Raw genomic sequence first — 25,866 nt, 5'->3', positions numbered from 1 at the left:
ACATGAAAACCTATTCCGACACCGGCTCCAACACCACCATCCGCGAACGGCTGGGCTTGCGGCCGATCATCAACGTCTCCGGCACCATGACCGCGCTCGGCGCCTCGATCATCGTCCCGGAAGCCGTCAACGCCATGGCCGAAATGGCCTCGCAATGGGTGGAGATGGACGATCTGCAGCGCGCCGCGAGCACGGTTGTCGCGCGCCTCACCGGCGGCGAGGCCGGCTTCGTCACCGCCTGTTGCGCAAGCGGCATCACCATGGCGATTGCCGGCGCGATGACCGGAACCAACCTGCTCGCCATCGAGCGTCTGCCCGGCGACACCGGCGACCTCAAATCGGAGGTCATCATCCAGCTTGGCCACATCGTCAATTACGGCGCGCCGATCGACCAGTCGGTCCGCGTCGCCGGCGCCAGGGTGGTGCCCGCCGGCACGGTCAGCGTCACCCAGGACTATCATGTGCGCGAAGCGATCAACGAGCGCACGGCGGCGGGCCTCTACGTCGTCGCCCACCACACCGTGCAATACGGCATGCTGTCGCTGGAGGAATTCTGCGAGATCTGCCACGCCAAGGGGGTGCCTGTCATCGTTGACGCCGCGTCCGAATACGATCTGCGCGGTTTCCTCGCGCGCGGCGCCGATGTCGTCGTCTACAGCGGCCACAAATTCCTGAGCGGGCCGACCAGCGGTATCGTCACCGGCCGCAAGGACCTGGTGCGATCAGCCTATCTGCAGAACCGCGGTGTCGCCCGCGCCATGAAGGTCGGCAAGGAAAGCATCGCCGGCACCATGGCGGCGCTCGAAGCCTGGGAGAAGCGCGACCATGCCGGCATCCGCCGGCGTGAGGAGGCGGCACTCAATCTGTGGAAGGACGCTTTGCAGGGACTGCCCGGCATCGCCGCCATCATCATTCCCGACCCCACCGCCAATCCGCTCGACCGGCTGCAGATATTCGTCTCGCCCGAGAGCCGCTTCACCGCCGCCGGTCTTGCCTCGGCGCTTGCCGCCGGCTCGCCGCCGATCATCGTGCGCAACCATGAGGTCGAGCGCGGCCATTTCTTCCTCGACCCCTGTAACCTTCATCCGGGCGAGGCGGACGTCGTCGCTGAGCGCCTGCGCGCCGTGCTGACCGCGAAGGAGCGCCCGGCCGACGCGATGAAAATTGCGCGCAAGGATTCGTCGGGTGTTTTGCGCTGGCCGGATTGATCGCCAACCGACCATGCCGAAAGCACCGGCTGATCACGCGACCGTGAACAGCCGGATATGCCCGCGCGGGAATAAATCGTCTCCTCAACAAGTCTCCTCGACATACGCCACGGCTGGCGTTGAGGAGATCGGCATGCCCATCATCGCGAGCACAGCGAACCTGGCTGCGGCGGCAGCCGCCGTCATCCGCTGGCGAGCATGACCGTCGTCAGTCCCTCCTCCGTGGCGCGCTTTCTTTTCATGGCGCTTGACACTGGTGAGGCAGATGAATTCACTTTCAGCAAGGCAAGCGACTTTGCCCGTTTCCGGGGGCTTTGCCCCTGCAAGCCAGGCAAAATCGCTGTCGCATCTTGAGGCGGCACGGCCTGTCCGCTCCGGAGGGGATCATGGTGCTGCTTTGAGCGAGAGGGCCCTGGCAGAGCGCTTCAACCAGGTGGTGCTGCCGCATCTCGGCGACGCGCTGGCGCTTGCCCGCTGGCTGACCGGCAATGCCGCCGACGCCGAGGATGTCGTGCAGGACGCCTGCATCAAGGCGCATACCGGCATGTCAGGCTATGCCGGCGGCAACGCCCGTGCCTGGCTGCTGACCATCGTGCGCAACACCTCCTACACCTGGATGGCGCGCAATCGGCCGCGCGCCATGATGGCCGTCGGTGATCTCGGCGATCTCGACGACATGGCGGCGGCCCATGGCACCAGCCTGCCCGACGAGGACGGCCCGGAAGCGAGCCTGATCGCCAAGGCCGATACGGCGGCACTCGAGGCGGCGATCGCTGCCCTGCCGCAGCCGTTTCGCGAAACGCTGGTGCTGCGCGACATTAACGGCCTCAGCTATCGCGAGATTGCGGCCATGCTCGACGTGCCGATCGGCACGGTGATGTCCAGGCTGGCCCGGGCCCGTAGCCTGCTGGCATCTGAACTGGGGAGAGCGCCATGACCGGCCATGACGACGGACTGCCCAATGATCCCGAAGGTATCAGACTGATGATCCAGGCCCTTGTCGATGGCGAGCTCGATGCGGCGGCGGCCCTTGCCGTGGAGCGTCGCATCGCCACCGACCCCCGGCTTGCCGCCGAGCATGCCCGCATCCTTGCCTTGCGAGGCGCGGTCAGCCGCTTGCCGCGCCCCGAAGTCAGCGACGCCTTTCGGACCCGCATCGCAGCAATCGGCATGGCGGGCACCGACCAGCAGGACCAAGCCGATGCGGCCCAGCCGCAGCGCGGCACGCCGTCGAAGCTCCCGGGATTGATTGCCAGCGCAGGCCAGCGACCGGAAGCCGGGACGCGTCCTTCGCAGGCGTGGACATCGCCAAGGGCACGCCGCTTCGGCTCGTTCGACTGGCGCGCCATGGCCGCGTCGATCATGATCAGCGCGGTGCTGGCCAGCGGCGCGACGCAATGGGTGATGTTCAACAGCGCGGAAGACGGCTTTGCCGCCGCTGTCGCCAGCGGCCATCGCCGCAGCCTGCTCGCTGCGAGCCCGATCGACATCGTTTCCGCCGACCGCCATACGGTCAAGCCTTGGCTCGACGCCCGGATCGGCGTCTCGCCGCCCGCGCCGGACCTTGCCCAAGACGGTTTCGCCCTCATCGGCGGCCGGGTCGAGGTGATATCAGGCCGGCCGGTGCCGGCACTGGTCTACCGCCACCGTGAGCACCTGATCACGCTCGTCGCCGAACCGCAGCAGGACGGCAAGATTATCCAGCCGGACGATCTTTCCTCCGGCGGCTTCTCGATGGTGCACTGGAGCGACGGCGCCTTCTCCTACTGGGCGATCTCCGACATGGAGCGCCCCGAACTCGACGACTTCGTCGCCCGCTTCCGCAAAGCAGCGGTATGAGCCGGATATGGCCGTTGGCACCTCGCCGATGGCCTGAAATCCTTGCGGCCCCGCGCGAATTCCGCTAAGGCGCGCCTTTGTCGCCGGGAGCAGAAGCTTGAACGATCAACGCGCCGACGTCGCCATCATCATGGGCAGCCAATCCGACTGGGCGACGATGCGCCAGGCAGCGGAGACGCTGGAGGCGCTTGGTGTCCCCCATAAGCGGCTGATCATTTCGGCGCACCGCACGCCCGACCGGCTCTATGAATTCGCCAAGGGCGCCAAGGCGGCCGGCTACAAGGTGATCATCGCAGGCGCCGGGGGTGCGGCGCATCTGCCCGGCATGACGGCGGCGATGACGCCACTGCCGGTGTTTGGCGTGCCGGTGGAATCGAAGGCGCTGTCGGGCCAGGATTCGCTGCTCTCCATAGTCCAGATGCCGGCCGGTATTCCGGTCGGAACGCTGGCAATCGGCAAGGCAGGTGCGGCCAACGCTGCCCTCCTGGCCGCTGCCGTGCTGGCGCTCAATGACGATAAGCTTGCCCAGCGCCTCGACGCGTGGCGCGCCTCGCAGACCGCCAAGGTCGCCGCCGAACCGACGGACACGCCGTGAGCCTGCCCGCCGGATCGACCATCGGCATCATTGGCGGCGGCCAGCTTGGTCGCATGCTGGCAATGGCCGCTGCCCGCCTCGGCTACCGCACCGTCGTGCTGGAGCCACAGCAGGATTGCCCGGCCGCCCAGGTCGCCAACCGGCAGATCACGGCCGCCTATGACGACCCGGCCGCGCTTGCTGAACTGGCCATGGCGAGTGCCGTCGTCACCTATGAATTCGAGAACGTGCCGGTGGCCGCTGCAACCGCGCTTGCCGCCAAGGTGCCGGTCTATCCGCCGCCGCGCGCGCTCGACGTGGCGCAGGACCGGGTGAGCGAAAAGACATTCCTCAACGGCATCGGCATCGCCACTGCCGATTTCCGTCCGGTCGACACCGACGACGGGCTGGCGGCGGCGCTGGAGACATTCGACGGCAGCGGCATCCTGAAGACGCGGCGCATGGGCTATGACGGCAAGGGCCAGCGCGTCTTCCGCAACATCGAAGCCGGCGGTTTCGCCGGCACCTGCGAGGCGATGGGCAATGTGCCGCTGATCCTGGAAAGTTTCGTGCCGTTCGAGCGCGAGATTTCCGTTATCGCCGCGCGGGGGCTGGACGGCACTCTCGCCGCCTACGATCCGGCCGAGAATGTGCACCATGACGGCATTCTGCACACATCGACCTTGCCGGCCGGCATTGCGCCGGCGACCGCGCGGGCCGCGAAAGACGCGGCGACGAAAATCCTGTCGGCGCTCGACTATGTCGGCGTCATCGGTGTCGAGTTCTTCGTGCTGGCCGACAGTTCGCTGCTGGCCAACGAGATCGCGCCCCGCGTCCACAATTCCGGCCACTGGACCGAAGCCGCCTGCATCGTTTCGCAGTTCGAGCAACATATCCGCGCCATTGCCGGCCTGCCGCTGGGCAGCCCCGACCGCCATTCCGATTGCGTGATGGAGAACCTGATCGGCGACGACGTGCTGCGCGTTCCAACGCTGCTCGCCGAGCCCGACCTGATGCTGCACCTCTACGGCAAGGCGGAAGCCCGGGCCGGCCGCAAGATGGGCCACTTCACCCGCATCAGCCGCCGCGGTTAGAGCAATTCCAGAAAAAGTGTCTAAAGATTTTCCGTCCGGAATTGCGTAGCAACCGCTCTGATACCAAACACGCCTATTGCACCTGGTCGCTCTCGTCCTCGCCGGGACTGGCGCAAGTCGCATCGCCTTCCTCGCAATTGGCCGAGGCGGCGAGCTGCTTGATGCGGTCATTGGTTAGCCCGGTCAGGCATTGCGAGACCTCCATCGCATGGATGGACCCGCCTTGGCTGGCGGCTGTGGAATGCGTGCACTCGGCGTCGCGGAACGCGATCCAGGCCCGTTGCGCGGTCTGCAGCGATCTCTTTCCCTCGGCATCATCGGAGCTGATCAGGTCCTGATAGGCCTTGTTGAGCCTGGCGTCGGCGGCCTGATAGTCCTCGCCGGCACAGATGTTCATCATTTGCTGGCTGTCGTCGGAACGGTCGCATTCCTGCGCTCGGGCAGCCGCGCTCGCCGCCAGGACGACGAGGCAGGCGGACAGGAATATTCGGCGCATGGTCGTCCCCAAATCACTTGAAGTAAACGGCATCATCCCAGCCGGCTCATGGCCGCGCAATGCCACGGGGCCGACATGGCGGATATTTGATGATATCAGGACGCGGAGCGCGCTTGCGATCGACTTACGGTTGACATGGGCAAGGCTCCTCGTTTATGAGCCACCCACCGTTCAAAAGGCGCGTCTTCTGGCGCGCCTTAAAATTTCGACCCGGAACCGGGTCCACACCGACAGGCAAGACCATGAAGATCAAGAATTCGCTCAAGGCGCTGAAGGCGCGTCACCGCGACAACCAGCTGGTTCGCCGCAAGGGCCGCGTCTACATCATCAACAAGACCGCCCCGCGCTACAAGGCGCGCCAGGGTTGAGTTTTCGGCCGGAGGCTTTTTGCCTCCGCCCATTGATGTTTGTCGGCCTGCCGATCTTCTCACGCTAAAATCACTTTGCGGTTCCGCCGCCCGGGACTAGAGTCGGGCGATGCGGATCCTTTTTGCATTCTTGACGACTTTCCTGGTTTCCGGCGTCATCTCCCTGCCGACGCAGGCCGGTGATCGGCCGATCGCGGTCGCAGCCACGGATGGTCAGTCGGCGCCCTCCGATGCCCAGCCTGCGGCCCCGGACACTCCGGCCCCGCCAATAACGAAGCAGGCGCGGATCGACAAGCTGTTCTCCGACCTGAAACGCGAGCGCAACGAAAAGGCCGCCGAGCGCATTGCCGGCAACATCTGGAACGAATGGTTCCAGTCAGGCAGCGCCTCGATCGACCTGATGATGCAGTGGTCGCAAAAAGCGATGAACGATCGGAAGTTCGACGTTGCGCTCGATTTCCTGGACCAGGTGGTGACCTTGCAGCCAAACTACGCCGAAGGCTGGAACCGCCGCGCCACCGTGCATTTCATGATGAAGAACTACGGCAAGTCGATGGCCGACATCGACCGCGCGCTGCAGCTCGAGCCACGCCATTTCGGCGCGCTGTCGGGCCTGGCCCAGATCATGGCGGAAACAGGCCACAAGCAATCGGCGCTCGAGGCCTGGCAAAAGGTGCTGGCCATCTACCCGATGATGCGCAGCGCCCAGAACCAGGTCGCCACCCTGTCGGAAGAGCTTGCCGGCGAAGGCATTTGATAGACTAGGCGGTAGGGGAAGAGGCCGCCTACTCCCCTACTCCCCTACTCCCCTACTTATCCCCTCCATTCCCATATCCCCGCATGAACCTGATCTATGCCGCGCTCGCCTTCCTGATGGCGCTAGTCCTTGCCCTTGTCGGCGTGACCCGCGTCGGCTCATGGCTGATCGAGCACCGCAGTCCGCCGGCCGGCGAATTCGCCGACATCGACGGCGCCCTCATCCACTATGTCCACATTCCCGCCCCAGCCGATGCGGATCTGCCTCCGATCGTCTTCATCCATGGCGCCAGCGCCAATCTCAGGGATCAGATGCTGCCGCTGAGGCCACTGCTCGAAGGCCGTGCCGAAATGCTGTTCTTCGACCGGCCGGGCTTTGGCTGGTCGGGACGCGGCCCAGGCAACAATGAGGATCCATCGGCGCAAGCCGCAACCATTGCCGCACTGATGGACCGTCTCGGCATCAGGAAGGCAATCATTGTCGGCCATTCCTTCGGCGGCGTGGTGACGGCGGCTTTCGGCCGCGAGCATGCGGACAAGACGCTCGGCCTCGTCTTCCTGGCACCGGCAACCCATCCCTGGCCGGGCGGCGCGACGTCCTGGTACTACGACCTGACCATCATTCCGGTGATCGGCCGGCTGTTCTCCGAGACCCTGAGCTATCCTGCGGGAACGTTGCAGATGGCTGATACCACGACCTGCGTCTTCTCGCCCAACAAGGTGCCGGACAGTTATCTCGCGTCAGCCGCGATCCCGCTGGTGCTGCGGCCATCGGCCTTCCGCGCCAATGCCACCGACGTTGCCGGGCTCTATCGCTATGCGCTTGGCGCCGCGCCGCGTTACAAAGAAATCACGGCGCCGGCCGTGGTCATCTCCGGCGATCGCGACAAGGTCGTCTACGCGCATATCCATTCCGTTGGCCTGGTGCGCGACATCTCAGGTGCCGAGCTCGTCTGGGTTCATAATCTCGGTCACAAGCCGGACTGGATCGCCCCCGACCTCGTCATCGGCGCCGTCGAGAGGGTCGCCGGCAGGGACATCGATCTGGAGGCGATTGCCAGGAAGGTGGAGACACGGGTTGCCGGCGACGCCTATGGCGTGGGCAAATGCGCCGACATCAAGGAACCTGGAGCGGAGCTCGCGCCGACCTGATGCATGCCATCCGAAAATGGTCATCGCAAGATGCCATCAGGACCTGAGCGGCATGTACTGGGCCCCGATCAGTATCCGTACGACCCTATCCCTCGCGCAGGCCGGTTTCTCCAGCGGAAGCCGCGGCAAGAGCGCTCAGGATCGCGACCAGGCTGGCGGCCGATTACCGGCCGGTTTCCGATCCGACATAAGCGATGCGCAGCATGTTGGTCGATCCCGGGGTCCGCAGCGGCACGCCTGCGGTGATGATCACCCGGTCGCCCGGCTTGCCAAAGTCTTCTTCCAGCGCAATGCGGCAGGCGCGGTTGACCATGTCGTCGAGATCAGTGGCGTCCGGCGACACGACGCAATGCGTGCCCCACAGAAGCGACAGCCGCCGCGCCGTGTTGAGGATCGGCGACAGCGCGATGATCGGTACTTGCGGGCGCTCGCGCGCGGCGCGCAGGCCGGTGGTGCCTGATGCCGTGTAGGTGACGATCGCCGACAGTTTCAGCGTTTCGGCGATTTCGCGGGCGGCCAGCGAAATGGCGTCGGCGCCGGTCGCTTCCGGCTCCGAACGCTGTGCGTTGATGATGCCGGCATAAGTCGGATCTGTTTCGACTTTGGTGGCGATGCGGTTCATCATGGCAACCGCCTCGACCGGATAAGCGCCCGCCGCCGATTCCGCCGACAGCATGACGGCGTCGGCGCCTTCGAAGACGGCGATCGAAACGTCGGAGACCTCGGCGCGGGTCGGCACAGGGGCGGTGATCATCGATTCCAGCATCTGCGTGGCGACCACCACAGGCTTGCCAGCGCGGCGCGCGGCGCGCGTGATCTGCTTCTGGATGCCTGGCACGGCTTCCAGCGGCATCTCGACGCCGAGATCGCCGCGGGCGACCATCAGAGCGTCGGACAATTCGATGATCTCGGCCAGGCGGGTGACGGCCTGCGGCTTTTCGATCTTGGCCATGATAAGCGCGCGGCCGCGCGCGATCTTGCGCGCTTCGGCCAAGTCTTCCGGCCGCTGCACGAAGGACAGCGCCACCCAGTCGACGCCCGTGGCGAGCACCGCGTCGAGGTCCTTGCGGTCCTTCTCGGTCAGCGCGCCGACCGGCAGGTCGGTGTCGGGCAGGCTGACGCCCTTCTTGTCGGAAATGGCAGTGCCGGCAATGACCGTGCAGACGATCGACTTGCCGTCGCTCTTCACCGCCTTCAGCTCGAGCTTGCCGTCGTCGATCAGGAGGCGATGGCCAGCCTCGACCGAACTCAGGATTTCAGGATGCGGCAGGTAGACCCTGGTCGAGGTGCCGGGCTCGGGATTGTCGTCAAGCGTGAACCTCTGGCCCAGCGTCAGCACTTCCTTGCCGTTGGCGAACTTGCCGACGCGCAGCTTCGGACCTTGCAGGTCGGCCAGGATGCCGATCGGCCGGCCGACTTTTTCCTCGACGGCGCGGATGCGTGCGACCAGCGTGCGCATCAGCTCATGATCGGTATGGCTCATATTGATGCGGAAGACATCCGCACCAGCTTCAAACAGCTTCTGCAGCATCTCCTCGGACGAGGAGGCCGGACCGATTGTGGCTAGGATCTTGACCTTGCGGCTACGTCTCATTGACTATTCGTTCCCGGGGCGGCTGGGGCGCCTCCCGTTGCGGGCTCATCGGTGAGCTGGACCATCCAGCTTGCCTGTTCGCCCGTGTCATATTCCTGGAATCCGGCGCGCTGGAAGCCTCGGGCGACGCAGTCGCTTACGCCGGCGATCTTGAACTCTTTTTCAGCCACGCACATGTTGATCGGGCCGTCCCAGCGTCCACCGCGCTCCGCGTCTTCTGCATAAAGATAATAAAACCTTGATGACAGCGGCCCTTCGATCAACGTCTTGCAGCTCGATCCTTCGATATGCCACCAGCCCTCGGTGATCCAGCCGGCTTTGGCACGATAGCCGATGCCGACGCCGACCAGGTTCTGTGTGGCGTTGCAGACGCGGAAATCGGCGCGCGCCGGCGAGGCCATGACCATTGCCGACACGCCGACGGTCAGGATCAGGAGCGGCATGGCGAAGCCGGAGCGCATGCGCTGCCTGCCGGCGGAACCCATTCCAAAACCCCTCAAGAACCACATCAGCATCTCTCTGCGCCCCTTTTCGGAAAAGTCCGGGCGCATGTCAACGCACCGTTTCAACCAATCCAATCGATTTAGGAAGGCTCCCGGCGCACCATCCGTCGCCCCTTGCCAGATTTCAGCGGAAACCTTGGCCAAACAACGGCATTGCGCACGCGTCGTCTTCGTGGAATGACGATAGCACCCTCCCCGGAAGCCAGCGAACAGCCCATTTCCCGCCAATGACCCGATCCACAGTTTTCGCGCCATTCGATATCGTCGAGGGCGACCGCAAGCGGGGCATCGTGCTCCTGGCCGATCATGCCCGCCGTGACCTGCCGGAGGAGTATGGCAGCCTGGGGCTGCCGTCGGTCGAATTCGACCGCCATATCGCTTACGACATCGGCGTCGAAGCCGTGACGCGCGAACTGGCGGCCCTGCTGGATGCGCCTGCGGTGCTCGCCAATTTCTCACGGCTGCTGATCGATCCCAACCGCGGCGAGGACGATCCAACTCTCATTCGCCAGCTCTACGACGGCACCATGATTCCGGGAAATTATCCCCTGGCGCCGGAGGAACGCGAAAGGCGGCTTGATCGCTTCTACCGTCCCTATCACGATGCGATCGGCGCCATGATTGCATCGGTCGCGCAAGCCGCCGGCAAGGCGCCCTTCATCTTCTCGGTGCACTCCTTCACGCCTGCCATGCAAGGCAAGCAGCGGCCCTGGCACGTCGGCATCCTCTGGGACAAGGACGACCGGGTGGCGCGGCTGCTGATCGACATGCTGGCTGAAGACAAAAACCTCGTCGTCGGCGACAACGAACCGTATGACGGCGCTCTGCACGGCGACACCATGTTCAAGCACGCCATCGTCAATGGCTATGCCCACGCGCTGATCGAAATCCGCCAGGACCTGATAGCGGACCAGAAGGGCGCCATCGCCTGGGCCGAACGGCTGGCGCCGATCGTTGACGCCATCGACCGCCGTCCCGATATACATGCGGTAAAGATGTTCGGCTCGCGTACCGGGCCGCTATGACGGAGGTTTCGATGACCGAACTCAGCGACGAGAAGAAGCGCGACTTCGAAGCCGCTGCCTTTCGCCGGCTGGTCGAGCATTTGCGCGAACGCGGCGACGTGCAGAATATCGACCTGATGAACCTCGCAGGTTTCTGTCGCAACTGCCTGTCGAACTGGTATCGCGAGGCGGCCAATGCCGAGGGTGTCGATCTCTCGAAGGACCAGTCGCGCGAGATCGTCTACGGCATGCCCTATGCGCAGTGGCAGGCGCTCAACCAGACAGAGGCTTCGGACGCCAAGAAGGCGGAATTCGAAGCCAGGCGTCCCAAGGATCACTGAGTCCGTTTGGCCCAAATGCTTTCCCGAAAGAGCGCTTGACTGAAAATTGAATCGATCTAATTTTCCGGGCAAAGCCATTTTCTGACCGGATTCGCCTCATGAACGCGCCGAACGCCTTGCAGACTGCCATTCGCGGCCGATGGGCAGTCGCGGCTATTTTCCTCGCCAATGGCTTCCTGACCGGCAGCTGGGCGCCACAGATTCCGGTATTCCTGACGCGGCTGGACATCTCGAAATTCACGCTCGGCCTGCTGATCCTTTTGTTCGGGGCCGGCGCGGTCACCGCCATGACATGGTGCGGCCACCTGATCTCCAAACATGGCTCGCGCACCGTGCTGCGCTGGTTCGGTCTCTGCGGCAGCCTCGGCCTGCTGGTCGTGGCGCTGGCACCCGACGTGCCGCTGGCGGCCGTCGCCATGTTCATCTTCGGCGGCTCGATCGGCGGCATGGATGTAGCCATGAATGCCAATGCGGTGGTGGTGGAACGGCGGCTGGGGCGCGCCATCATGTCCTCGTCGCACGGCTTCTGGAGCCTCGGCGGTTTCGCCGGCGGCGCCCTTGGCGGCTTTGCCATCCAGAATTATGGCCACCTCGCCCATGCTTCGGTGGTGACCGCGCTTGCCTTCGCGGCAATCGCGGCGGCGGTCCCCCATATCGTGGCCGAAAACAGGCCGCAGGCGGCCGAGCATCATAAATTCGCTCTGCCGGCAAATCCATTGGTCTACCTGATCGGCCTGATGGCCCTGCTGACGATGATTTCCGAGGGCGCGGTGCTCGATTGGGCGGCGCTCTATCTGCGGCAGGAACTCGGCGCCGACCTCGCCATCGCCGGCCTTGCCTATGCGGCCTTCTCCGGCGTCATGGCGATCATGCGCTTTTTCGGCGATGGCGTCCGCAACCGCTTCGGCGCGGTGATGACACTGCGCGGCTCAGCCATCGTCGCGGCCGCCGGCATGCTGATCGCCGGCCTGTCGCCCTCGCCCTGGCTCGCCATATCAGCCTTTGCGCTGTGCGGCTTCGGCATCGCCAACATGGTGCCGATCATCTTTTCGGCCGGCGGCAACCAGGAAGGCATGTCGTCGGGCACTGGCATGAGCGTCGTCACCACCATGGGTTATTCCGGCATTTTGGTGGCGCCGTCGGCGATCGGCTTCGTCGCCGAGCATTCCAGCTTCGGCCCGATCTTCATCGCCATGGCGGTTCTGCTGATCGTCGTCTTGCTGATGGCTGGATTGGCTCACCGCGCCGAATTCGCTCCTGACGCGGCACCTGCCGAATAGCGCTTCAACTCCTCATGGAGAAAGTCAGCCACACGGCGGATGCGCACGCTGCCGCGCACGTCGCGATGCATGGCCAGCCATACCGGGAGAGCAGGCAATGGCAGTCCGGGCAACACCTTTTCCACCAGCGGATCGCGGTCTGCCAGCGGCTCCTGGCCAAGACCAATGCCGTTTCCTGCCCGCACCGCTTCCCAGAGCACGGTCTGATTGTCGGCCCTGAAGCGGAAACTGCTTCGGGTGACCGGGATACCATACTGGGAAAAGGCTCGGATCATCTCGTCGCTGCGATCGAAGCCGATCAGGGCGTGATGGACGAGATCGGCCGGTCCCATGGGACGGCCGCGCCCATCGAGATAGGAGATGGCCGCGCAGGCGCAGAGCGGGATATCGCAGACCTTGCGCGCCACCAGTTCGGTCTGCGCCGGCTTGACCATGCGGATGGCAATGTCGGCATCCCGGCGCAACAAGTTCTCGACCTGGTTCGACGCAACGATCTCGACCTCGATGCCGGGTTCCTCGATGCCGAGCCGCGCCATCATGTCGGGCAGCACATAGGCGGCCACCACTTCACTGGCAGCAATCCGCACCGTGCCTTCGATCGCCTCGACCGAGCCCAGCGCGAGCCGTGAGAAGGCACTAGCCTGTTCGCTCACCACCTTGCCGCGTTCGAATAGCGTGGCTCCCGCTTCCGTCAGCGCGTAGCCGTTTCGTCCGCGCCGGAAAAGCGTGACGCCAAGCGCCTGTTCCAACTCCCCGATGTGACGGCCAAGCGTCGGCTGGCTTGCCGACAGCTTTCGCGCCGCGGCCGACAGGCTGCCGGTTTCCGCCACGGTGACAAAGCTCTTGATCAGGTTCCAGTCGATGTCGTCCATTCAATAATGAATATCAAAACTGCATTCCTAGTCAATTTCAATTCATCGATGAAGCAATCATATTCACCCTGCAAACACCGATACGGACTGCAACAACCAATCAGGAGTAATCCAATGACCAAGATCGCACTCACAACCGCCGCCCTCCTCATCGCCGCCAACACGGCTTTTGCCGGCAGCGACAAGTTTGGCTCGGACAATGCCACCCAAACGACCGTCGTCACCACCGACAATGTGACCACCACGTCGATCAGCAAATCCGCGGCGACCAATCAGAAGCCTGTCGTCCAGGGCAGCAACCGCGACCTCTTCGGCAGCCGCTGAACGGCGGTCCTCGAAAATCCAGAAGCGGCGGGCTTGTCCCGTCGCTTCCAGGCAAACCCCCACTTGAAAACAGATAAGGAGACGAAGAATGACCAAGATCGCAATTCTCGGCGCCAATGGCCGGCTCGGTCGCGTGGTTGCCAAGGCCTTCATCGACGCCGGTTTCGACGTCCGCGCCGTCACCCGTACCGGCAAGGTGCCGGCTGAGCTCAAGGGCGCCACGGCTGTTGCCGGCGATGCGCTGGATCGCCAATCGCTGATCCAGGCCACCGAGGGCGTCGAAATCATCTTCAACGGCCTCAACCCGATCTACACCGACTGGGGCAAGTGCCTGCCGATGGCCGAAAATGTCATGGCCGCCTGCCATGCCAACGGCGCGCTGCACCTCTTCCCCGGCACCGTCTACAATTACGGCTCGCCAATGCCGGCGGTGATTACGGAAGACACCCCCTTCCATCCGACCACGGAAAAAGGCCGCATCCGCTGTGCCATGGAGGATCTGTTCCGCCGTGAGGCCGAGGCCGGTCGGGTGCGCACCATTGTTCTGCGGGCCGGCGATTTCTTCGGCGGCACCGGCAGCGGCTCCTGGTTTGACCTGGTCGTCGCCGCCAAGATCAACAAGGGCATCTACACCGCGCCCGGTCCGGCCGACCTCATGCATGAATGGGCTTATTTGCCGGACTTCGCCGTCGGTTTCGTCGCGCTGGCCCGCAATCTCGACAAGCTCGGCTTCCATGAGGCGCTGAACTTTCCGGGCCATGCCGTCACCGATCTCGAGATCAAGGCGGCCGCCGAGAACGCCGTCGGCCATCAACTCAAGATGACTTCCATGCCTTGGTGGGTGCTGCGCGCCGGCAGCCCGTTCGTGGCGATGTGGCGCGAGATCGTCTCGATGTCATATCTGCGTTTCGAGCCGCACCGGCTGGCCTCGACGCGGCTGGAGGGGATCATCGGCGAAATCCCGCATACGCCGCTCGATCAGGCGGTGAACAAAGCCTTGCAGGATATCGGCATCGCCGTCGCGCCCGCACGGCGCCAGGCCGCCTGATCGCGAGCTTGCTTGCAGGACTCGGCGTTGAATCGTTGCCGGTCAGATCCTTCCCAGCACAAGCAGGATCAGCACCACGACCAGGATGACGCCGACAATGCCCGATGGTCCGTAACCCCAGGAGCGCGAATGCGGCCATGCCGGCACCGCGCCGATCAGGATCAGGATCAGGATGATAACGAGAAGTGTGCTGATCGTCATTTTGAGCCCTCGCCGTCTGGTTGCATTCGAGGGAACAATGCAAAAGGCCGCCCGGTTGTTCCCGGACGGCCTTTGTTGCTTGGCTTGCGAAACGCTCTATTCCGCGGCCTTCGGGAAGCTGACTGCCGGCTCGGCGCCGACATCTGCCAAAGGCCCTTGGGACGAGATCTGGCCCTTGCCGCGCCGGAACAGGCGGCTGAACCAGCCGCGCCGCGCACCGGGCTTGACCTTGGCGCGCGTGAACACCATCAGCATCGACGGCGTCACCACCAGCGTCAGGATGGTGGCGAAGGACAGGCCGAAGACGATCGCCGAGGACAGCGAAATCCACCATTGCGTCGACGGCGCGTTGATCGTCGTCTCGTGATGGAAGATTTCGAGCCCAAGCCCGAAGGCGATCGGCAGCACGCCGAGAATGGCTGATACCGCCGTCAGCACGACCGGGCGGGCACGCTCGCGGCAGGTCTGCAGCACCGCGTCCATCTTGTCCCAGCCCTCTTCACGCAGCCGGTCGTAGGTGTCGATCAGCACGATGTTGTTGTTGACCACCACGCCGGCCAGCGCGATGACGCCGATGCCCGACATGACGATGCCGAACGTCTCGCCCGTGATCAGCAGTCCGAGGAACACGCCGATCGTCGCCATGACCACGCAGGACAGCACCAGCCAGACGCTGGTGAACTTGTTGAACTGCGCCAGCAGCACCAGGAAGATCAGGAAGATAGCGGCACCGAAGGCTTTGCTGAGGAAGGCGCTGGCCTCGGCGCTGTCCTCGTTCGAGCCGGCAAGCTTCCAGCGTATGCCGCTGCCGAGATTCATGTCGGTGACCGCCTGGGTGACCTCCTGCTGCACGGCGGCGACCTGGGCGCCGGCGGCGACGTTGGCCTGCACCACCACGGTGCGGGCGCCGTCGATGCGGTTGAGGATGCCGACGCTCGGCTTCGCCTTGCGCACCACGAAGTTCGAGATCGGCACCGATCCTTGCGAGGTCTGCACCCTGAGCTCGTCGAGCGTCGACAGCGTGCGCCGGTCCTCCGGCAAGCGCAGCCGGATGTCGACCGCCTTGTCAGCACCGGCAGGCCGGTATTCCGAAAGCTTCAGGCCGTTGGTGACGAGCTGCACCACCGTCCCGACCGAGGTCGGGCTGATGCCATACTGGGCAGCCTTGGCTCGGTCGACCTCGAGTGCCCAGTCGACGCCGGGCGGCGGCAAGCCATCGGAAATGTCGATGACGCCGGGCACCTTGGCGATGCGTGCCGCGACTTCGCGCGCCTTCTCGTCCAATCCCTTGGGGTCGATGGCCGAAAGCCTGATCTGGATCGGCTTGCCGGTCGGGGGGCCGGCTTCCGGCACGCGCACCTCGACATCGACGCCGGGAATGCCGGCCATGACGCCACGCAGGTCGTTCAGGATATCGTTGGCCGATTTACGCTCGCGCCAATCGATGAATTCGTACTGGATGACGCCGACGACGTCTTCTGGAACATCCTGGCCGCCGCCCTCGGACTTGCCGACGCGGGTATAGACCGACTTCACCCCCGGCCAGCCGAGCAGCCGGTTTTCGGCGATCTTGGTCGCGGTATCCATTTCGGCCAGCGAAAGGTTGCCGCGGGCATGCACATAGAGCAGACCGTAGTCGGGTTCGACGCTCGGGAAGAACTCGACGCCGGCTCCGTACTTCGAATAACCAACGAAGATGCCGGCCAGCAAGACGACGGTCAGCATCATCACGGTGATGGGGAAGCGTACTGCCTGCTTGACGACAGCCATGTACCAGCCATCGCGATTGCCATCCCCGTGATGCTGCGGCGCCTTGGCGAAGATCGCCCCCAGCGTCGGCGCGAAGACCAGCGCATAGAGCATCGAGGCCGACAGCGTGACGATCAGCGTGATCGGCATGTACTTCATGAAATCGCCGATGATCCCCGGCCAGAACAGCAGCGGCGAAAAGGCGGCGATTCGCGTCATCGTTGCCGCGATGACCGGACCGGCCATGCGCTTGGCGGCAAGCGCGAAGGCTTCCTGCTTCGGCATGCCCTCGCTCATCCGTCGCTCGGCGAACTCGGTGACGATGATGGCATCGTCGACCAGCATGCCGACGGCCAGGATCAGGCTGAACAGCACGATCATGTTGATCGTGTAGCCCATCATGGCCAGCAGCAGGATGCCGATCAGGAATGATGACGGAATGGCCAGCCCGATGAGCAGCGAGGCACGCCCGGACAGCGCGTAGAGGATGACGATGAACACCAGGATGACGGCGATCATCACGTGGTTCTGCAGATCGCCGAGCAACTGGTTGACGAAGACCGACTTGTCCTGCGTGTAGGTGACGTGCATCCCTTCGGGCATGGTCTTGACGAAGGTGTCGGACACCTCCCTGACCTTGGTGAGCGTGTCGATCAGATTGGCGCCGATGCGCTTCTTGACCTCGATGGCGATGGCCGGCTTGCCGTTGAGGCGCGTGATCGTCGTGGCATCGGCGAAGGTCGAGCGGATCGTCGCGATGTCCTTGGCCTGAACCACGGCATTGGGACCGGCAACCACGGGAAGTGCCGCCACATCCTCGGGCTTCTCGATCAGCGACGGCACCTTGACTGCGTATTTACCCTGGGAGCCCTCGATATTGCCGGCGGCGACCAGGCTGTTGGACGCACCGACTGCGCCGATCAGCTGATCGAGCTGCAAGCCATAGGAAGACAGTTTCATTGGATCGATGACGACTTCGACCAGATCGTCGCGGGAGCCCTGCAGGGAACCTTCCAGAACGCCGGGCACTTCCTCGATGCGGTCACGCAGTTCGCGCGCCGCGGCCGCCAGCACGCGTTCGGGCAATTCGCCCGACAGCGTGACGACGAGCACCGGAAATTCGGAAATGTTGACCTCGGTGACGACGGGCTCCTCGGCCGCCTGCGGCAGGTCGGCCTTGCCGTCCTGAACCTTGGAGCGCGTATCCTGCAGTGCCGTCGCCAGGTTCGTCTGCGGCTGGAACTCGACCAGCACATAGCCGCCGCCCTGGAAAGCGGCTGAGCGCATCTCCTTGAGGCCCTTCAGGCTCTTCAGCTTGCTTTCCATCGGCCGCAGCAGAAGGCGCTCGGAATCTTCAGGCGAAATGCCTTGATAGATGAGGCTGACATACATCATCGGAATCGGAACGTCGGGTTCCGCTTCCTTCGGTGTCGACTGATAGGCGACCCAGCCTGCAATCAGCAGGAAGACCAGGACCGAGATGGTCAGGCGGGCATTGTTGATTGCGAGTCTGACGATATCCATGACTTATGCCTGCTGTTGCTTTCGGGAGTGGCGAACGGACATGCTGTCGCCGGGCAAGGCCCGGCGCCGGCGCCTCGCGCTACTGCGTCCCGGCGGTGGCTTCGCCGATCAGCTTGTTGATGGTCGCCTGGTCGGCCTCGATCGGCTTGACCTCATCGCCTTCCTTCACCAGTTCCTGGCCGGCGACGATGATGCGCGCGTCGGCCGGGATGCCGCCGAGCACGAGACCGGTCGGCGTATCGTCGACCAGGTCGATCGGGAAGAATGCCACCTTGTTGTCCTTGCCGACGGCGCGGATGCCGAGATCGCCCTTGTCGCCGAGCGTCACCACCGAGCGCGGCAGCAAGACAGCGTCGGTCGGCAACGCGCTGAGCTGGATTTCCGCCGTCATGCCGGCCGGCACGGAGCCATCGGCATTGGGGATGGCGATCTCGACACGGAAGGTGCGGGTCGCCGACGAGGCGTCACGGCTGATATAGCGCACGGCGCCTTCGACGGTCTGGCCGCTGACCAGCCTAACGCTGGCCTTATCACCGATCTTGAGGTAGCCGAGATCGCGCTCGCTGATCTCGCCGCGCGCGATCACCGGATCGAGCTTGAGGATGGTCGCCACCTCGCCCCCCTGCATGACGGAGCTGCCGAGTTCCACCGGCACCCGGTCGATGACGCCGTCAAACGGCGCCTTTACCTCGTTGCGGTCGAGCTCGGCCTGCGCGGTGTCCAGCAGGGATTGCGCCTGGGTCAGATTGGAGCGGGCGGTGTCGAGCTGCAGCTTCGGCAAGTTGCCTGTCTTGGCCAGCCGCTCGGCGGCGTCGAGCTCGGCCTTGCGCTGCGCAACAAGCTGCTTGGCGTTGGCGGCCATCGATATCTTTTCCTCGGCGGCGAGCATCAGCACCAGGTCGCCGGTCTTGACGTGATCGCCTTGCTTGACCGGCAGCTTGTCGATGACGCCGGCAACGCGGGTTGCCAGCACCGCGCGCTTGTCGGCTTCGGTCAACCCGGAAATGCGGATGGCGCGCGCATAGGTCTTGCGAGGCGGCGTCACCACCGCGACGGTGCGCAGCGGGGCCTTCGGTTCGGCTTCCGCCGTCTTCGGCTTGCTCGCGTCCGGCGCCTTGCCCTGCTCGACCTCGGCTGCCTTGGCCTTGTTGGCCGCTCCACTGCCGACCGACGAGAACTCGCCTGTCGCCATCCACGCGGCGAAACCGATGAGCACAACAATGGCTGCAAGCTTGTGAAACCTGATTTTAGGCATCGTCATTTTTCCACTGCGGGTTCGGCCAGCACCGCGTCTTAAGACGCGGGCGCGTCGCCGATATGGGTGCGCGCCTGACCGTGTTCAAATTGCCGTGATCGGCGAGCGCGCTTCTACATCAAAGTTGCATCGCAATATAGTCCGAAAGTTGCAGCAGCATTGCATAGCCGGACAAGGTGTGGCAGCCATGAAACGGTTCTTCGTGACTTGCCAGTCTACTTGACGAAGCGGCCCGCCGGCTCACACAGGCCCTGACACGCCGGCTACGGGGCGACCAGCCCCGCTCGTCATGGGCCGTCTCCGGAATACAGTCGCGATCCGCATCACGTCGCTGATTGGAGCTCGGGCACAAACCGACGATCCGCGTCAGTGCGATCGGCGAGGGACAATGGCTGCGGCGCCACGATACTCGGCCAAAAGCCTGGAATCGCTCAGGAAAAGGCACGGCAGCCCCTTCGGATCCGGCTTGCCGATCCCAATGCACCGAAGTCAAACCAGATGCTGAAAACGCCAATGAGCCGGCGCGATAACGTCCTGAATCGTCGTGCCCTGACATGTGCGAAGTCGGGCGCGGCGCGAGGCAGGGGCGGGAACGCCGGGGGTATTCGTCCCAATCGCAATTCTGTATCGAGCGCTGCCGGTTAGCAGGTAACGAGCGCCCCTGGGGCGGTGCCACTGACCGTCAGTGGCAGCAGACGTCAGGATGATGAGGGCTCCTTCCGCACGCCAAGGTTGCTGTCACGCCACGACCCCTCTGAAGCTCCGCGGATTACGCCCGCGATTGCCGGCAAAGGCTGCCCCTCGAAGCCTGTGCCGTCAGATTCAGGCCCGACGGCGCTCGGTCTCCGGGTTCTTGCGCACGGCGAGAAATTCCTTCACCCGACGGCCGGGTGCGGGACCGCGTACCGGCTTGAACCCGTCATCGAGTTCGCCCGAGAGATCGAGCGTAGCCCGCTTGCCGACCGCTTCGTAATTCTCTTCCAGCCAGTCGCTGGCGGCGGTGCGGCCGAGGTCGCGCAGATAGGTCAGGAAGGCCCATTCGGCATTGACCTTGGACGATGCCGACAAATCCTTGAACGCCTCGTCGGCATCGATGCGATGCATGCGGATGTCCCGATATTCGCCATGCGGCAGACGGCCTGCGGCGATCAGTTCCTTGACGAAGGCGATCGAGCGGAATTCGCGCAGCAGGCCGGCATTGAAGGTGATCTCGTCGATGCGGTTCTGGATCTCGTTGGCGCTTCTTGGCGTTCCCTCGCGCACCACCGGATTGATCTGCACCAGGAGCACGTCCTCGGTCGCCGCCGTCTTGAAGAACGGGTAGAGCGCCGGATTGCCGCCATAACCGCCGTCCCAATAGGGCACCCCCTTAATCTCGACGGCGCGGAACAGTTGCGGCAGACAGGCCGACGCCATCACCGTGTCGAGGTCGATCTCGCCATCGGAAAACACCCGCAACTGCCCTGTCTCGACATTGGTGGCGGAGATGAACAGTTCCATCGACTTGCAGGCGCGAACATTCTCGAAGTCAATCTCCCGCGCGACCACATCGCGCAGCGGATTGAGGCCGAGCGGGTTGGCGACATAGGGCGAAAACACCCGCGACATGGTGTCGAAGAACACATAGCCCGGCGTGTTCTCGATCGACCAGTTGCCCCAGGCGACATCCCACGGCATGCGCTGCACCGGGCTGAACCGGCCCTTTGCCGCCACCGCCTGCCAGAAATCGTCCAGCTTCCGCCTGGCGCCCTCAACCCCACCACGCACGAAACCATCGGCCAATGCGACCGCGTTCATGGTGCCGGCGCTGGTGCCGGAAACCGCCGATATCTCAAGCCTGCCGTCCTCCAGCAGCCGGTCGAGCACGCCCCAGGAAAAGGCCCCATGCGAGCCGCCTCCCTGAAGGGCGATGTTGATCTTTTTCTTTTCCTCCGCCTTGCCGTTCTTCGTCATGGCGTTCCTGTCATCCTGATGCGCCGGCCTGCCCCAACGTCATTGGAGGGAAGCAGCTGTCGCCGGCCTATGTTGCAGTGCAGCATATAAGGACGGACCAAGGCAAGAACACGAACACGGTCGCGTGATCACATGAAGTTTCGGTCATGCGAAAAGCCCCTCCGCTGCAATGCGGAGAGGCCGTAGCTCTCGAAACAAACAGAGAATCTAGGCGACGAGGTCCGGCACCGGCCCGACATAGCGGGACTGCGGACGGATCAGCCGTCCGGTCGTCTGCTGCTCGCGCGCGTGCGCGACCCAGCCGGCAACGCGCCCGGCGGCAAAGACATTGCTGAAGGCACCGGGCGGAAATCCCGCCGCTTCCAGCACCAGCGCGGTGTAGAATTCGACATTGGTCTGCAGCGAGCGCTGCGGCTTGGCGATCCGAAGCACGTCGAGCGCGGTTTGCTCGACCCCCTCGGCGAAAGCCAGCCGGCGGCCGGTGTCGCCCTCGCCGCCAAGCTTGCGCACCACTGCTTTCAGCACATCGGCACGCGGATCGCGCACGCGGTAGATGCGATGGCCGAAGCCCATGATGCGCTCGCCATGCGCGATCTTGTCGCGCAGCCAGCCGGCAGCGTCGCCATGCGCGGCGATGGCGTCGAGCATCTCAATGACAGGACCAGGCGCGCCGCCATGCAGCGGGCCCTTGAGCGCGCCAAGGCCGGCCAGCACCGACGATGTCAGGCCCGCCAAGGTCGAAGCAACGACGCGGGTGGCGAAGGTCGAGGCATTGAGGCCATGGTCGCAGACGGTGACCAGATAGGTGTCGAGCGCCTTTGCCAATGCCGGCGACGGGACGGAACCCTTGAGCATCCCTAACATGTCGGCGGCATGATCCGCCTTGCCGTCGGGTGCGATCGGCTGCTCGCCGCGCCGCAGGCGCAGCAGGGCCGGCGTCAGCACCGCGGGCCCCGCGATCAGCCGCAAGGCGTCCGTCAGCGTCTCGCCATCCGGCAGCAAGGCCATGCCGGCGCGCATGGCGCTGTAGATATCGAGCGGTGCCAGCAAGGGCAGCGAAACCGCGAGCCGGTCGAACACCTCGACGCGAGCCTCACCCAACCTTGCCGACAGTTCGGCGTCGCCAGGCAGATCGTCGAAGAACCCGTCCAGCAGCAGGCGCACGACCTGGGCGTAACTCCATCGCCCTGCCAATTCCCCAAGCGAGTGGCCGCGGATCGTCAGGCGGCCACCCAGACCATCCACATCGGACAGCACTGTTTCGGCCGCCACCACATCATCGAGCCCATTCGCCATCGCCCCGTTCGCCATCGCCTTGTCTCCTTGAAGCTTTTCCCGGTGGGAGATAAGGATGGTCGCCATAAGCATCAATCTTGATCAATATAATCAATATCCGAGCTCGATATGTCCGAATGGTTGTCGCGGGAAGAGGCGCTGGAAAGGCTCAGGGTGAGGCCGCAAACGCTCTATGCCTATGTCAGCCGCGGCCGCATCGGCATGCGCCCGGATCGGGCCGATCCGCGCCGCAGCCAGTACCGCGCCGACGACATCGCGGCGCTGGCGACGCGAAGGGCGCGCGGGCGCAGCCCTGCGGCCATTGCCGAAAGCGCGATCGCCTGGGGCGAGCCGTCGATCGTCACCGCGATCTCGACAGTCTGGCACGGCCACCTCATCTATCGGGGCCGGGACGCGGTTGCGCTGTCCGACCGTACCACGCTGGAAGAAACCGCCGGACTGCTCTGGGCTCTGCCCGGCCCGATCAGTTTCGAAGCGCCGTCGCCAGATGCACCGCCCCAGATCGGTCGCGCCCCGGCCTTTGCGCAACTCGCCTTGCTAGCCGGCCAGGCGCGGCCTTCGCTTGGACGAAGTGCTGCCTCGCTGTGCGCCGACGCCGCGCACGCGATCGGCGTTCTGGCCAGCGCCCTCGGTGCCATGGCGGGACCGGAACCGGTACACCAGCGATTGGCACGGGGCTGGTCGGTGGACGATGATGGCGCGGAAGCGATCCGTCGCGTCCTTGTCCTGCTCGCCGATCACGAACTCAACGCATCGACCTTCGCGGCCCGCGTCGCGGCCTCGACCGGAGCTTCGCCCGCCGCGTGTCTGCTGGCGGGCTTGGCGACACTGTCCGGTCCCCGCCACGGCGGCGCTGGCGAAGCCGTGATGCAACTCGCCGAAGACGCGGCGCGGCATGGCGCCGAGGCCGCGATCCGGCGCTGGCTTGGCCACGACCGGCCACTGCCAGGATTCGGCCACCCGCTCTATCCCGAGGGCGATCCCCGGGCCGCAGCGCTTCTGGCGGGCCTCGACAACACCGACGAGACGTTGCGGTCGCTGGAAACCGCCGCCATTGCCGCGACCGGCGCTCAACCGAACATAGATTTTGCCCTGGCCGTGCTGACGCGCGGCCTTGGCTTGCCGCGCGATGCACCGTTCCACCTGTTCGCGCTTGGACGCAGCGTCGGCTGGGCCGCGCACATGGTCGAACAGATCGTGAGCGGCAGCATCATCCGGCCGCGCGGCCGCTATGAAGGATTGCTGCCATAAATGTCGTGAGCGCTATGCGCTTACGACATCGTGTCGAGCTTGCGCTGCATGGCCGCGATCTGGTCCTTCAGCTGTTGCAGATCGTCCGGCTTTTCCGGCGTTTCTTTCCTGGCCGGTTCGGCGGGCGCCGCGGCGGGCGCCGAGCCCGGAGGCGGAAATGGCGTGAACAGCCGCATCGCATTCTGGAACATCTCCATGTTGCGGCGCGTCTGTTCTTCCAGCGCCTTGATCGGCGTCGCCATCTTCATCACGTCCAGCGGCGACTTGCCGATGGCGCCCTTCATCTGCTCGCGGAACCGCTCCTGTTCCTTTGAGAAGGCGATCATCGACTGTTCGAGGAAACTCGGCACGATCATCTGCATCTGGTCGCCGTAGAAGGCGATCAGCTGGCGCAGGAACGGGATCGGCAGCATGTTCTGCCCATCCTTGTTCTCCAGCTCGAAAATGATCTGGGTCAGCACCGGATGGGTGATGTCGTCACCGGTCTTGGCGTCCTGGACGGTGAATTCCTCGCCCTTCTTGACCATTTCGGCCAAATCCTCGAGCGTCACATAGGTGCTCGTCCCCGTATTATAGAGGCGGCGGTTGGCGTATTTCTTGATAATGATCGGGTCGTCTTTTGCGGCCATCTGCATCCTCCCCGGACACCGGCACGCCTGAGTAAGCAGCCGGTAACGATTGCGCCCTTTTTGAGGATATGCGCAAAAGCCTTACAATTCCAAGCAGTTTGTGCACTGCGGGATCATATAATGCTGCATGGCAGGCTAAATATGCTGCGCAGCAGCGGCTGGGTCACCGGAGCGGCGAGACTTGGCCTGCTTGTGGCGCATGGGCGCCATGCCGATTTCCGGTTTGACTTGGGATCGGGAAAGGGCAAGAAAAGTCCTCAACGGCACAACAACACCCTTGAAGTCTGGAGAAAAAAATGTCCGCTTCCATCGTCATTGCCAGCGCCGCGCGCACGGCCGTAGGCTCCTTCAACGGTGCCTTCGCCGCCACGCCCGCGCATGAACTCGGCGCCGTCGTCGTCAAGGAACTTTTGGCGCGTGCCGGTGTCGAGGCGGGCGAGGTCGACGAGGTTATCCTCGGCCAGGTGCTGACCGCGGCGCAAGGCCAGAACCCGGCCCGCCAGGCCTCGATGCTGGCCGGCCTGCCCAAGGAGACCACCGCCTGGGGCCTCAACCAGGTTTGCGGTTCGGGCCTGCGCGCCATCGCGCTCGGCATGCAGCAGATCGCCACCGGTGACGCCAAGGTGATCATCGCCGGCGGCCAGGAATCGATGTCGCTGTCGCCGCACGCCGAGCACCTGCGCGCCGGCGTCAAGATGGGCGACTACAAGATGATCGACACCATGATCAAGGACGGACTGTGGGACGCCTTCAATGGCTACCACATGGGCAACACCGCCGAGAACGTCGCCCGGCAGTTCCAGATCACCCGCGACGATCAGGACCAGTTCGCACTGGCCTCGCAGAACAAGGCCGAGGCCGCGCAGAAGGCGGGCAAGTTCAAGGACGAGATCGTCGCCTTCACCATCAAGGGCAAGAAGGGCGACACGGTTGTCGATCAGGATGAATACATCCGCCACGGCGCCACGATCGATGCCATGACCAAGCTGAAGCCGGCCTTCGACAAGGATGGCACGGTGACGGCCGCCAATGCCTCCGGCATCAATGACGGTGCCGCCGGCGCGCTGCTGATGAGCGAAGCGGAAGCCGCCAGGCGCGGCATCACCCCGCTGGCGCGCATCGCCTCCTGGGCGACCGCCGGCGTCGATCCGGCGATCATGGGCACCGGACCCATTCCCGCTTCACGCAAGGCTTTGGAACGGGCCGGTTGGTCGGCAGGGGATCTCGACCTTGTCGAGGCCAACGAGGCGTTCGCCGCACAGGCCTGCGCTGTCAACAAGGACATGGGCTGGGATCCCTCGATCGTCAACGTCAATGGCGGCGCCATCGCCATCGGCCACCCGATCGGCGCCTCGGGCGCCCGCATCTTCAACACGCTGGTCTTCGAAATGCGCCGACGCGGCGCCAAGAAGGGGCTGGCCACCCTATGCATCGGCGGTGGCATGGGCGTCGCCATGTGTGTGGAGGCTTTCTGATAGACCTTGAAACGGGCGGCGCAAGCCGCCCGTTTCACATGTGGTGCCTGTATAGATCCAGTGCCTGCCAAGCCCGACAA

General features: G+C 64.4%; 25 protein-coding genes. 15 read left to right on the top strand and 10 right to left on the bottom strand.

The window, feature by feature from the left end; translation table 11 throughout:
* Positions 1-2: 2 nt before the first annotated feature.
* The 5 genes from FJ941_RS22630 to FJ941_RS22610 all read left to right on the top strand — a co-directional run bounded on the left by FJ941_RS22630 (position 3) and on the right by FJ941_RS22610 (position 4,715).
* The gene (locus FJ941_RS22630) at positions 3-1,208 is read left to right on the top strand and encodes an aminotransferase class V-fold PLP-dependent enzyme (RefSeq protein ID WP_140509048.1); all 1,206 of its coding nucleotides are present in this window, start codon (positions 3-5) and stop codon (positions 1,206-1,208) included.
* Between the two features lie 397 nt (positions 1,209-1,605).
* Positions 1,606-2,145, top strand: a complete 540-nt coding sequence (locus tag FJ941_RS22625; RefSeq protein ID WP_140509047.1) for a sigma-70 family RNA polymerase sigma factor — start codon at positions 1,606-1,608, stop codon at positions 2,143-2,145.
* On the top strand, positions 2,142-3,047 hold the full coding sequence (locus FJ941_RS22620; RefSeq protein WP_140509045.1) for an anti-sigma factor: 906 nt from the start codon (positions 2,142-2,144) through the stop codon (positions 3,045-3,047). Before FJ941_RS22625 ends, FJ941_RS22620 begins: the two co-directional genes overlap by 4 nt.
* 97 nt (positions 3,048-3,144) lie before the next feature.
* Positions 3,145-3,642: a 5-(carboxyamino)imidazole ribonucleotide mutase gene (gene purE, locus FJ941_RS22615; protein ID WP_027141852.1), complete on the top strand. Its 498-nt coding sequence runs from the start codon at positions 3,145-3,147 to the stop codon at positions 3,640-3,642.
* Positions 3,639-4,715 carry a 5-(carboxyamino)imidazole ribonucleotide synthase gene (locus tag FJ941_RS22610; protein ID WP_140509043.1) on the top strand — a complete coding sequence of 359 codons (1,077 nt, stop codon included), beginning with the start codon at positions 3,639-3,641 and terminating at the stop codon, positions 4,713-4,715. The genes purE and FJ941_RS22610 overlap by 4 nt, the downstream gene beginning before the upstream one ends.
* Positions 4,716-4,788: 73 nt before the next feature.
* Here the strand turns inward: FJ941_RS22610 and FJ941_RS22605 are convergent, their stop codons facing one another.
* Positions 4,789-5,211: a lysozyme inhibitor LprI family protein gene (locus FJ941_RS22605; RefSeq protein WP_140509041.1), complete on the bottom strand. Its 423-nt coding sequence runs from the start codon at positions 5,209-5,211 to the stop codon at positions 4,789-4,791.
* A 242-nt stretch (positions 5,212-5,453) separates the two neighbouring features.
* Between FJ941_RS22605 and ykgO the strand changes: the two genes are divergently transcribed.
* From ykgO to FJ941_RS22590, 3 genes are all read left to right on the top strand, one after another.
* Positions 5,454-5,579 carry a type B 50S ribosomal protein L36 gene (ykgO, locus tag FJ941_RS22600; protein WP_006327841.1) on the top strand — a complete coding sequence of 42 codons (126 nt, stop codon included), beginning with the start codon at positions 5,454-5,456 and terminating at the stop codon, positions 5,577-5,579.
* Between the two features lie 109 nt (positions 5,580-5,688).
* Positions 5,689-6,336 carry a tetratricopeptide repeat protein gene (locus FJ941_RS22595; RefSeq protein ID WP_140509039.1) on the top strand — a complete coding sequence of 216 codons (648 nt, stop codon included), beginning with the start codon at positions 5,689-5,691 and terminating at the stop codon, positions 6,334-6,336.
* A gap of 83 nt (positions 6,337-6,419) precedes the next feature.
* Positions 6,420-7,487: an alpha/beta hydrolase gene (locus FJ941_RS22590; RefSeq protein ID WP_140509037.1), complete on the top strand. Its 1,068-nt coding sequence runs from the start codon at positions 6,420-6,422 to the stop codon at positions 7,485-7,487.
* Positions 7,488-7,650: 163 nt separating this feature from the next.
* Here FJ941_RS22590 and pyk read toward each other — a convergent pair whose 3' ends face one another.
* A complete protein-coding gene (pyk, locus tag FJ941_RS22585; RefSeq protein WP_140509035.1) occupies positions 7,651-9,081 on the bottom strand; it encodes a pyruvate kinase in 1,431 nt (476 codons plus the stop codon).
* Positions 9,078-9,524 carry a DUF1036 domain-containing protein gene (locus tag FJ941_RS22580; protein ID WP_245262044.1) on the bottom strand — a complete coding sequence of 149 codons (447 nt, stop codon included), beginning with the start codon at positions 9,522-9,524 and terminating at the stop codon, positions 9,078-9,080. Before FJ941_RS22580 ends, pyk begins: the two co-directional genes overlap by 4 nt.
* Positions 9,525-9,811: 287 nt before the next feature.
* Between FJ941_RS22580 and FJ941_RS22575 the strand changes: the two genes are divergently transcribed.
* The 3 genes from FJ941_RS22575 to FJ941_RS22565 all read left to right on the top strand — a co-directional run bounded on the left by FJ941_RS22575 (position 9,812) and on the right by FJ941_RS22565 (position 12,209).
* A complete protein-coding gene (locus tag FJ941_RS22575; RefSeq protein WP_140509034.1) occupies positions 9,812-10,609 on the top strand; it encodes an N-formylglutamate amidohydrolase in 798 nt (265 codons plus the stop codon).
* Positions 10,610-10,620: 11 nt separating this feature from the next.
* Complete coding sequence (locus tag FJ941_RS22570; RefSeq protein ID WP_140509032.1) at positions 10,621-10,929, top strand: DUF1244 domain-containing protein; 309 nt, start codon at positions 10,621-10,623, stop codon at positions 10,927-10,929.
* A 98-nt stretch (positions 10,930-11,027) separates the two neighbouring features.
* Positions 11,028-12,209, top strand: a complete 1,182-nt coding sequence (locus FJ941_RS22565) for an MFS transporter (RefSeq protein ID WP_140509030.1) — start codon at positions 11,028-11,030, stop codon at positions 12,207-12,209.
* On the opposite strand, the gene FJ941_RS22560 is transcribed toward FJ941_RS22565, so the two are convergent.
* Positions 12,167-13,081 (bottom strand): LysR family transcriptional regulator, encoded by a 915-nt coding sequence (locus FJ941_RS22560; RefSeq protein WP_140509028.1) that lies wholly within the window; start codon positions 13,079-13,081, stop codon positions 12,167-12,169. The two genes, FJ941_RS22565 and FJ941_RS22560, sit on opposite strands and share 43 nt — an antisense overlap.
* A gap of 114 nt (positions 13,082-13,195) precedes the next feature.
* Here FJ941_RS22560 and FJ941_RS22555 point away from each other — a divergent pair, with 114 nt between their 5' ends.
* The gene (locus tag FJ941_RS22555; protein WP_140509026.1) at positions 13,196-13,405 is read left to right on the top strand and encodes a DUF680 domain-containing protein; all 210 of its coding nucleotides are present in this window, start codon (positions 13,196-13,198) and stop codon (positions 13,403-13,405) included.
* Positions 13,406-13,493: 88 nt separating this feature from the next.
* A complete protein-coding gene (locus tag FJ941_RS22550; RefSeq protein ID WP_140509025.1) occupies positions 13,494-14,453 on the top strand; it encodes an SDR family oxidoreductase in 960 nt (319 codons plus the stop codon).
* A gap of 42 nt (positions 14,454-14,495) precedes the next feature.
* Here the strand turns inward: FJ941_RS22550 and FJ941_RS22545 are convergent, their stop codons facing one another.
* The 5 genes from FJ941_RS22545 to FJ941_RS22525 form a co-directional block, all read right to left on the bottom strand.
* A complete protein-coding gene (locus FJ941_RS22545; RefSeq protein WP_015315312.1) occupies positions 14,496-14,654 on the bottom strand; it encodes a DUF3309 family protein in 159 nt (52 codons plus the stop codon).
* A 96-nt stretch (positions 14,655-14,750) separates the two neighbouring features.
* The gene (locus FJ941_RS22540; protein ID WP_140509023.1) at positions 14,751-17,927 is read right to left on the bottom strand and encodes an efflux RND transporter permease subunit; all 3,177 of its coding nucleotides are present in this window, start codon (positions 17,925-17,927) and stop codon (positions 14,751-14,753) included.
* 79 nt (positions 17,928-18,006) lie between these two features.
* On the bottom strand, positions 18,007-19,182 hold the full coding sequence (locus tag FJ941_RS22535) for an efflux RND transporter periplasmic adaptor subunit (protein ID WP_140509021.1): 1,176 nt from the start codon (positions 19,180-19,182) through the stop codon (positions 18,007-18,009).
* A gap of 822 nt (positions 19,183-20,004) precedes the next feature.
* The gene (locus FJ941_RS22530; protein WP_140509019.1) at positions 20,005-21,135 is read right to left on the bottom strand and encodes a patatin-like phospholipase family protein; all 1,131 of its coding nucleotides are present in this window, start codon (positions 21,133-21,135) and stop codon (positions 20,005-20,007) included.
* Positions 21,136-21,342: 207 nt separating this feature from the next.
* Complete coding sequence (locus FJ941_RS22525; RefSeq protein ID WP_140509086.1) at positions 21,343-22,431, bottom strand: citrate synthase/methylcitrate synthase; 1,089 nt, start codon at positions 22,429-22,431, stop codon at positions 21,343-21,345.
* A 108-nt stretch (positions 22,432-22,539) separates the two neighbouring features.
* Here FJ941_RS22525 and FJ941_RS22520 point away from each other — a divergent pair, with 108 nt between their 5' ends.
* A complete protein-coding gene (locus FJ941_RS22520) occupies positions 22,540-23,682 on the top strand; it encodes a citrate synthase (RefSeq protein ID WP_140509018.1) in 1,143 nt (380 codons plus the stop codon).
* A 20-nt stretch (positions 23,683-23,702) separates the two neighbouring features.
* Here FJ941_RS22520 and phaR read toward each other — a convergent pair whose 3' ends face one another.
* The gene (gene phaR / locus FJ941_RS22515; protein ID WP_027141834.1) at positions 23,703-24,311 is read right to left on the bottom strand and encodes a polyhydroxyalkanoate synthesis repressor PhaR; all 609 of its coding nucleotides are present in this window, start codon (positions 24,309-24,311) and stop codon (positions 23,703-23,705) included.
* A gap of 296 nt (positions 24,312-24,607) precedes the next feature.
* On the opposite strand from phaR, the gene FJ941_RS22510 reads away from it, so the two are divergent.
* Positions 24,608-25,786, top strand: a complete 1,179-nt coding sequence (locus FJ941_RS22510; RefSeq protein ID WP_140509016.1) for an acetyl-CoA C-acetyltransferase — start codon at positions 24,608-24,610, stop codon at positions 25,784-25,786.
* The last annotated feature ends 80 nt before the right edge of the window (positions 25,787-25,866 follow it).

The organism is Mesorhizobium sp. B2-3-13, from assembly GCF_006442195.1.
GTDB classification, from domain to species: domain Bacteria; phylum Pseudomonadota; class Alphaproteobacteria; order Rhizobiales; family Rhizobiaceae; genus Mesorhizobium; species Mesorhizobium salmacidum.
This window is presented reverse-complemented; position numbering and strand designations above follow the sequence as displayed.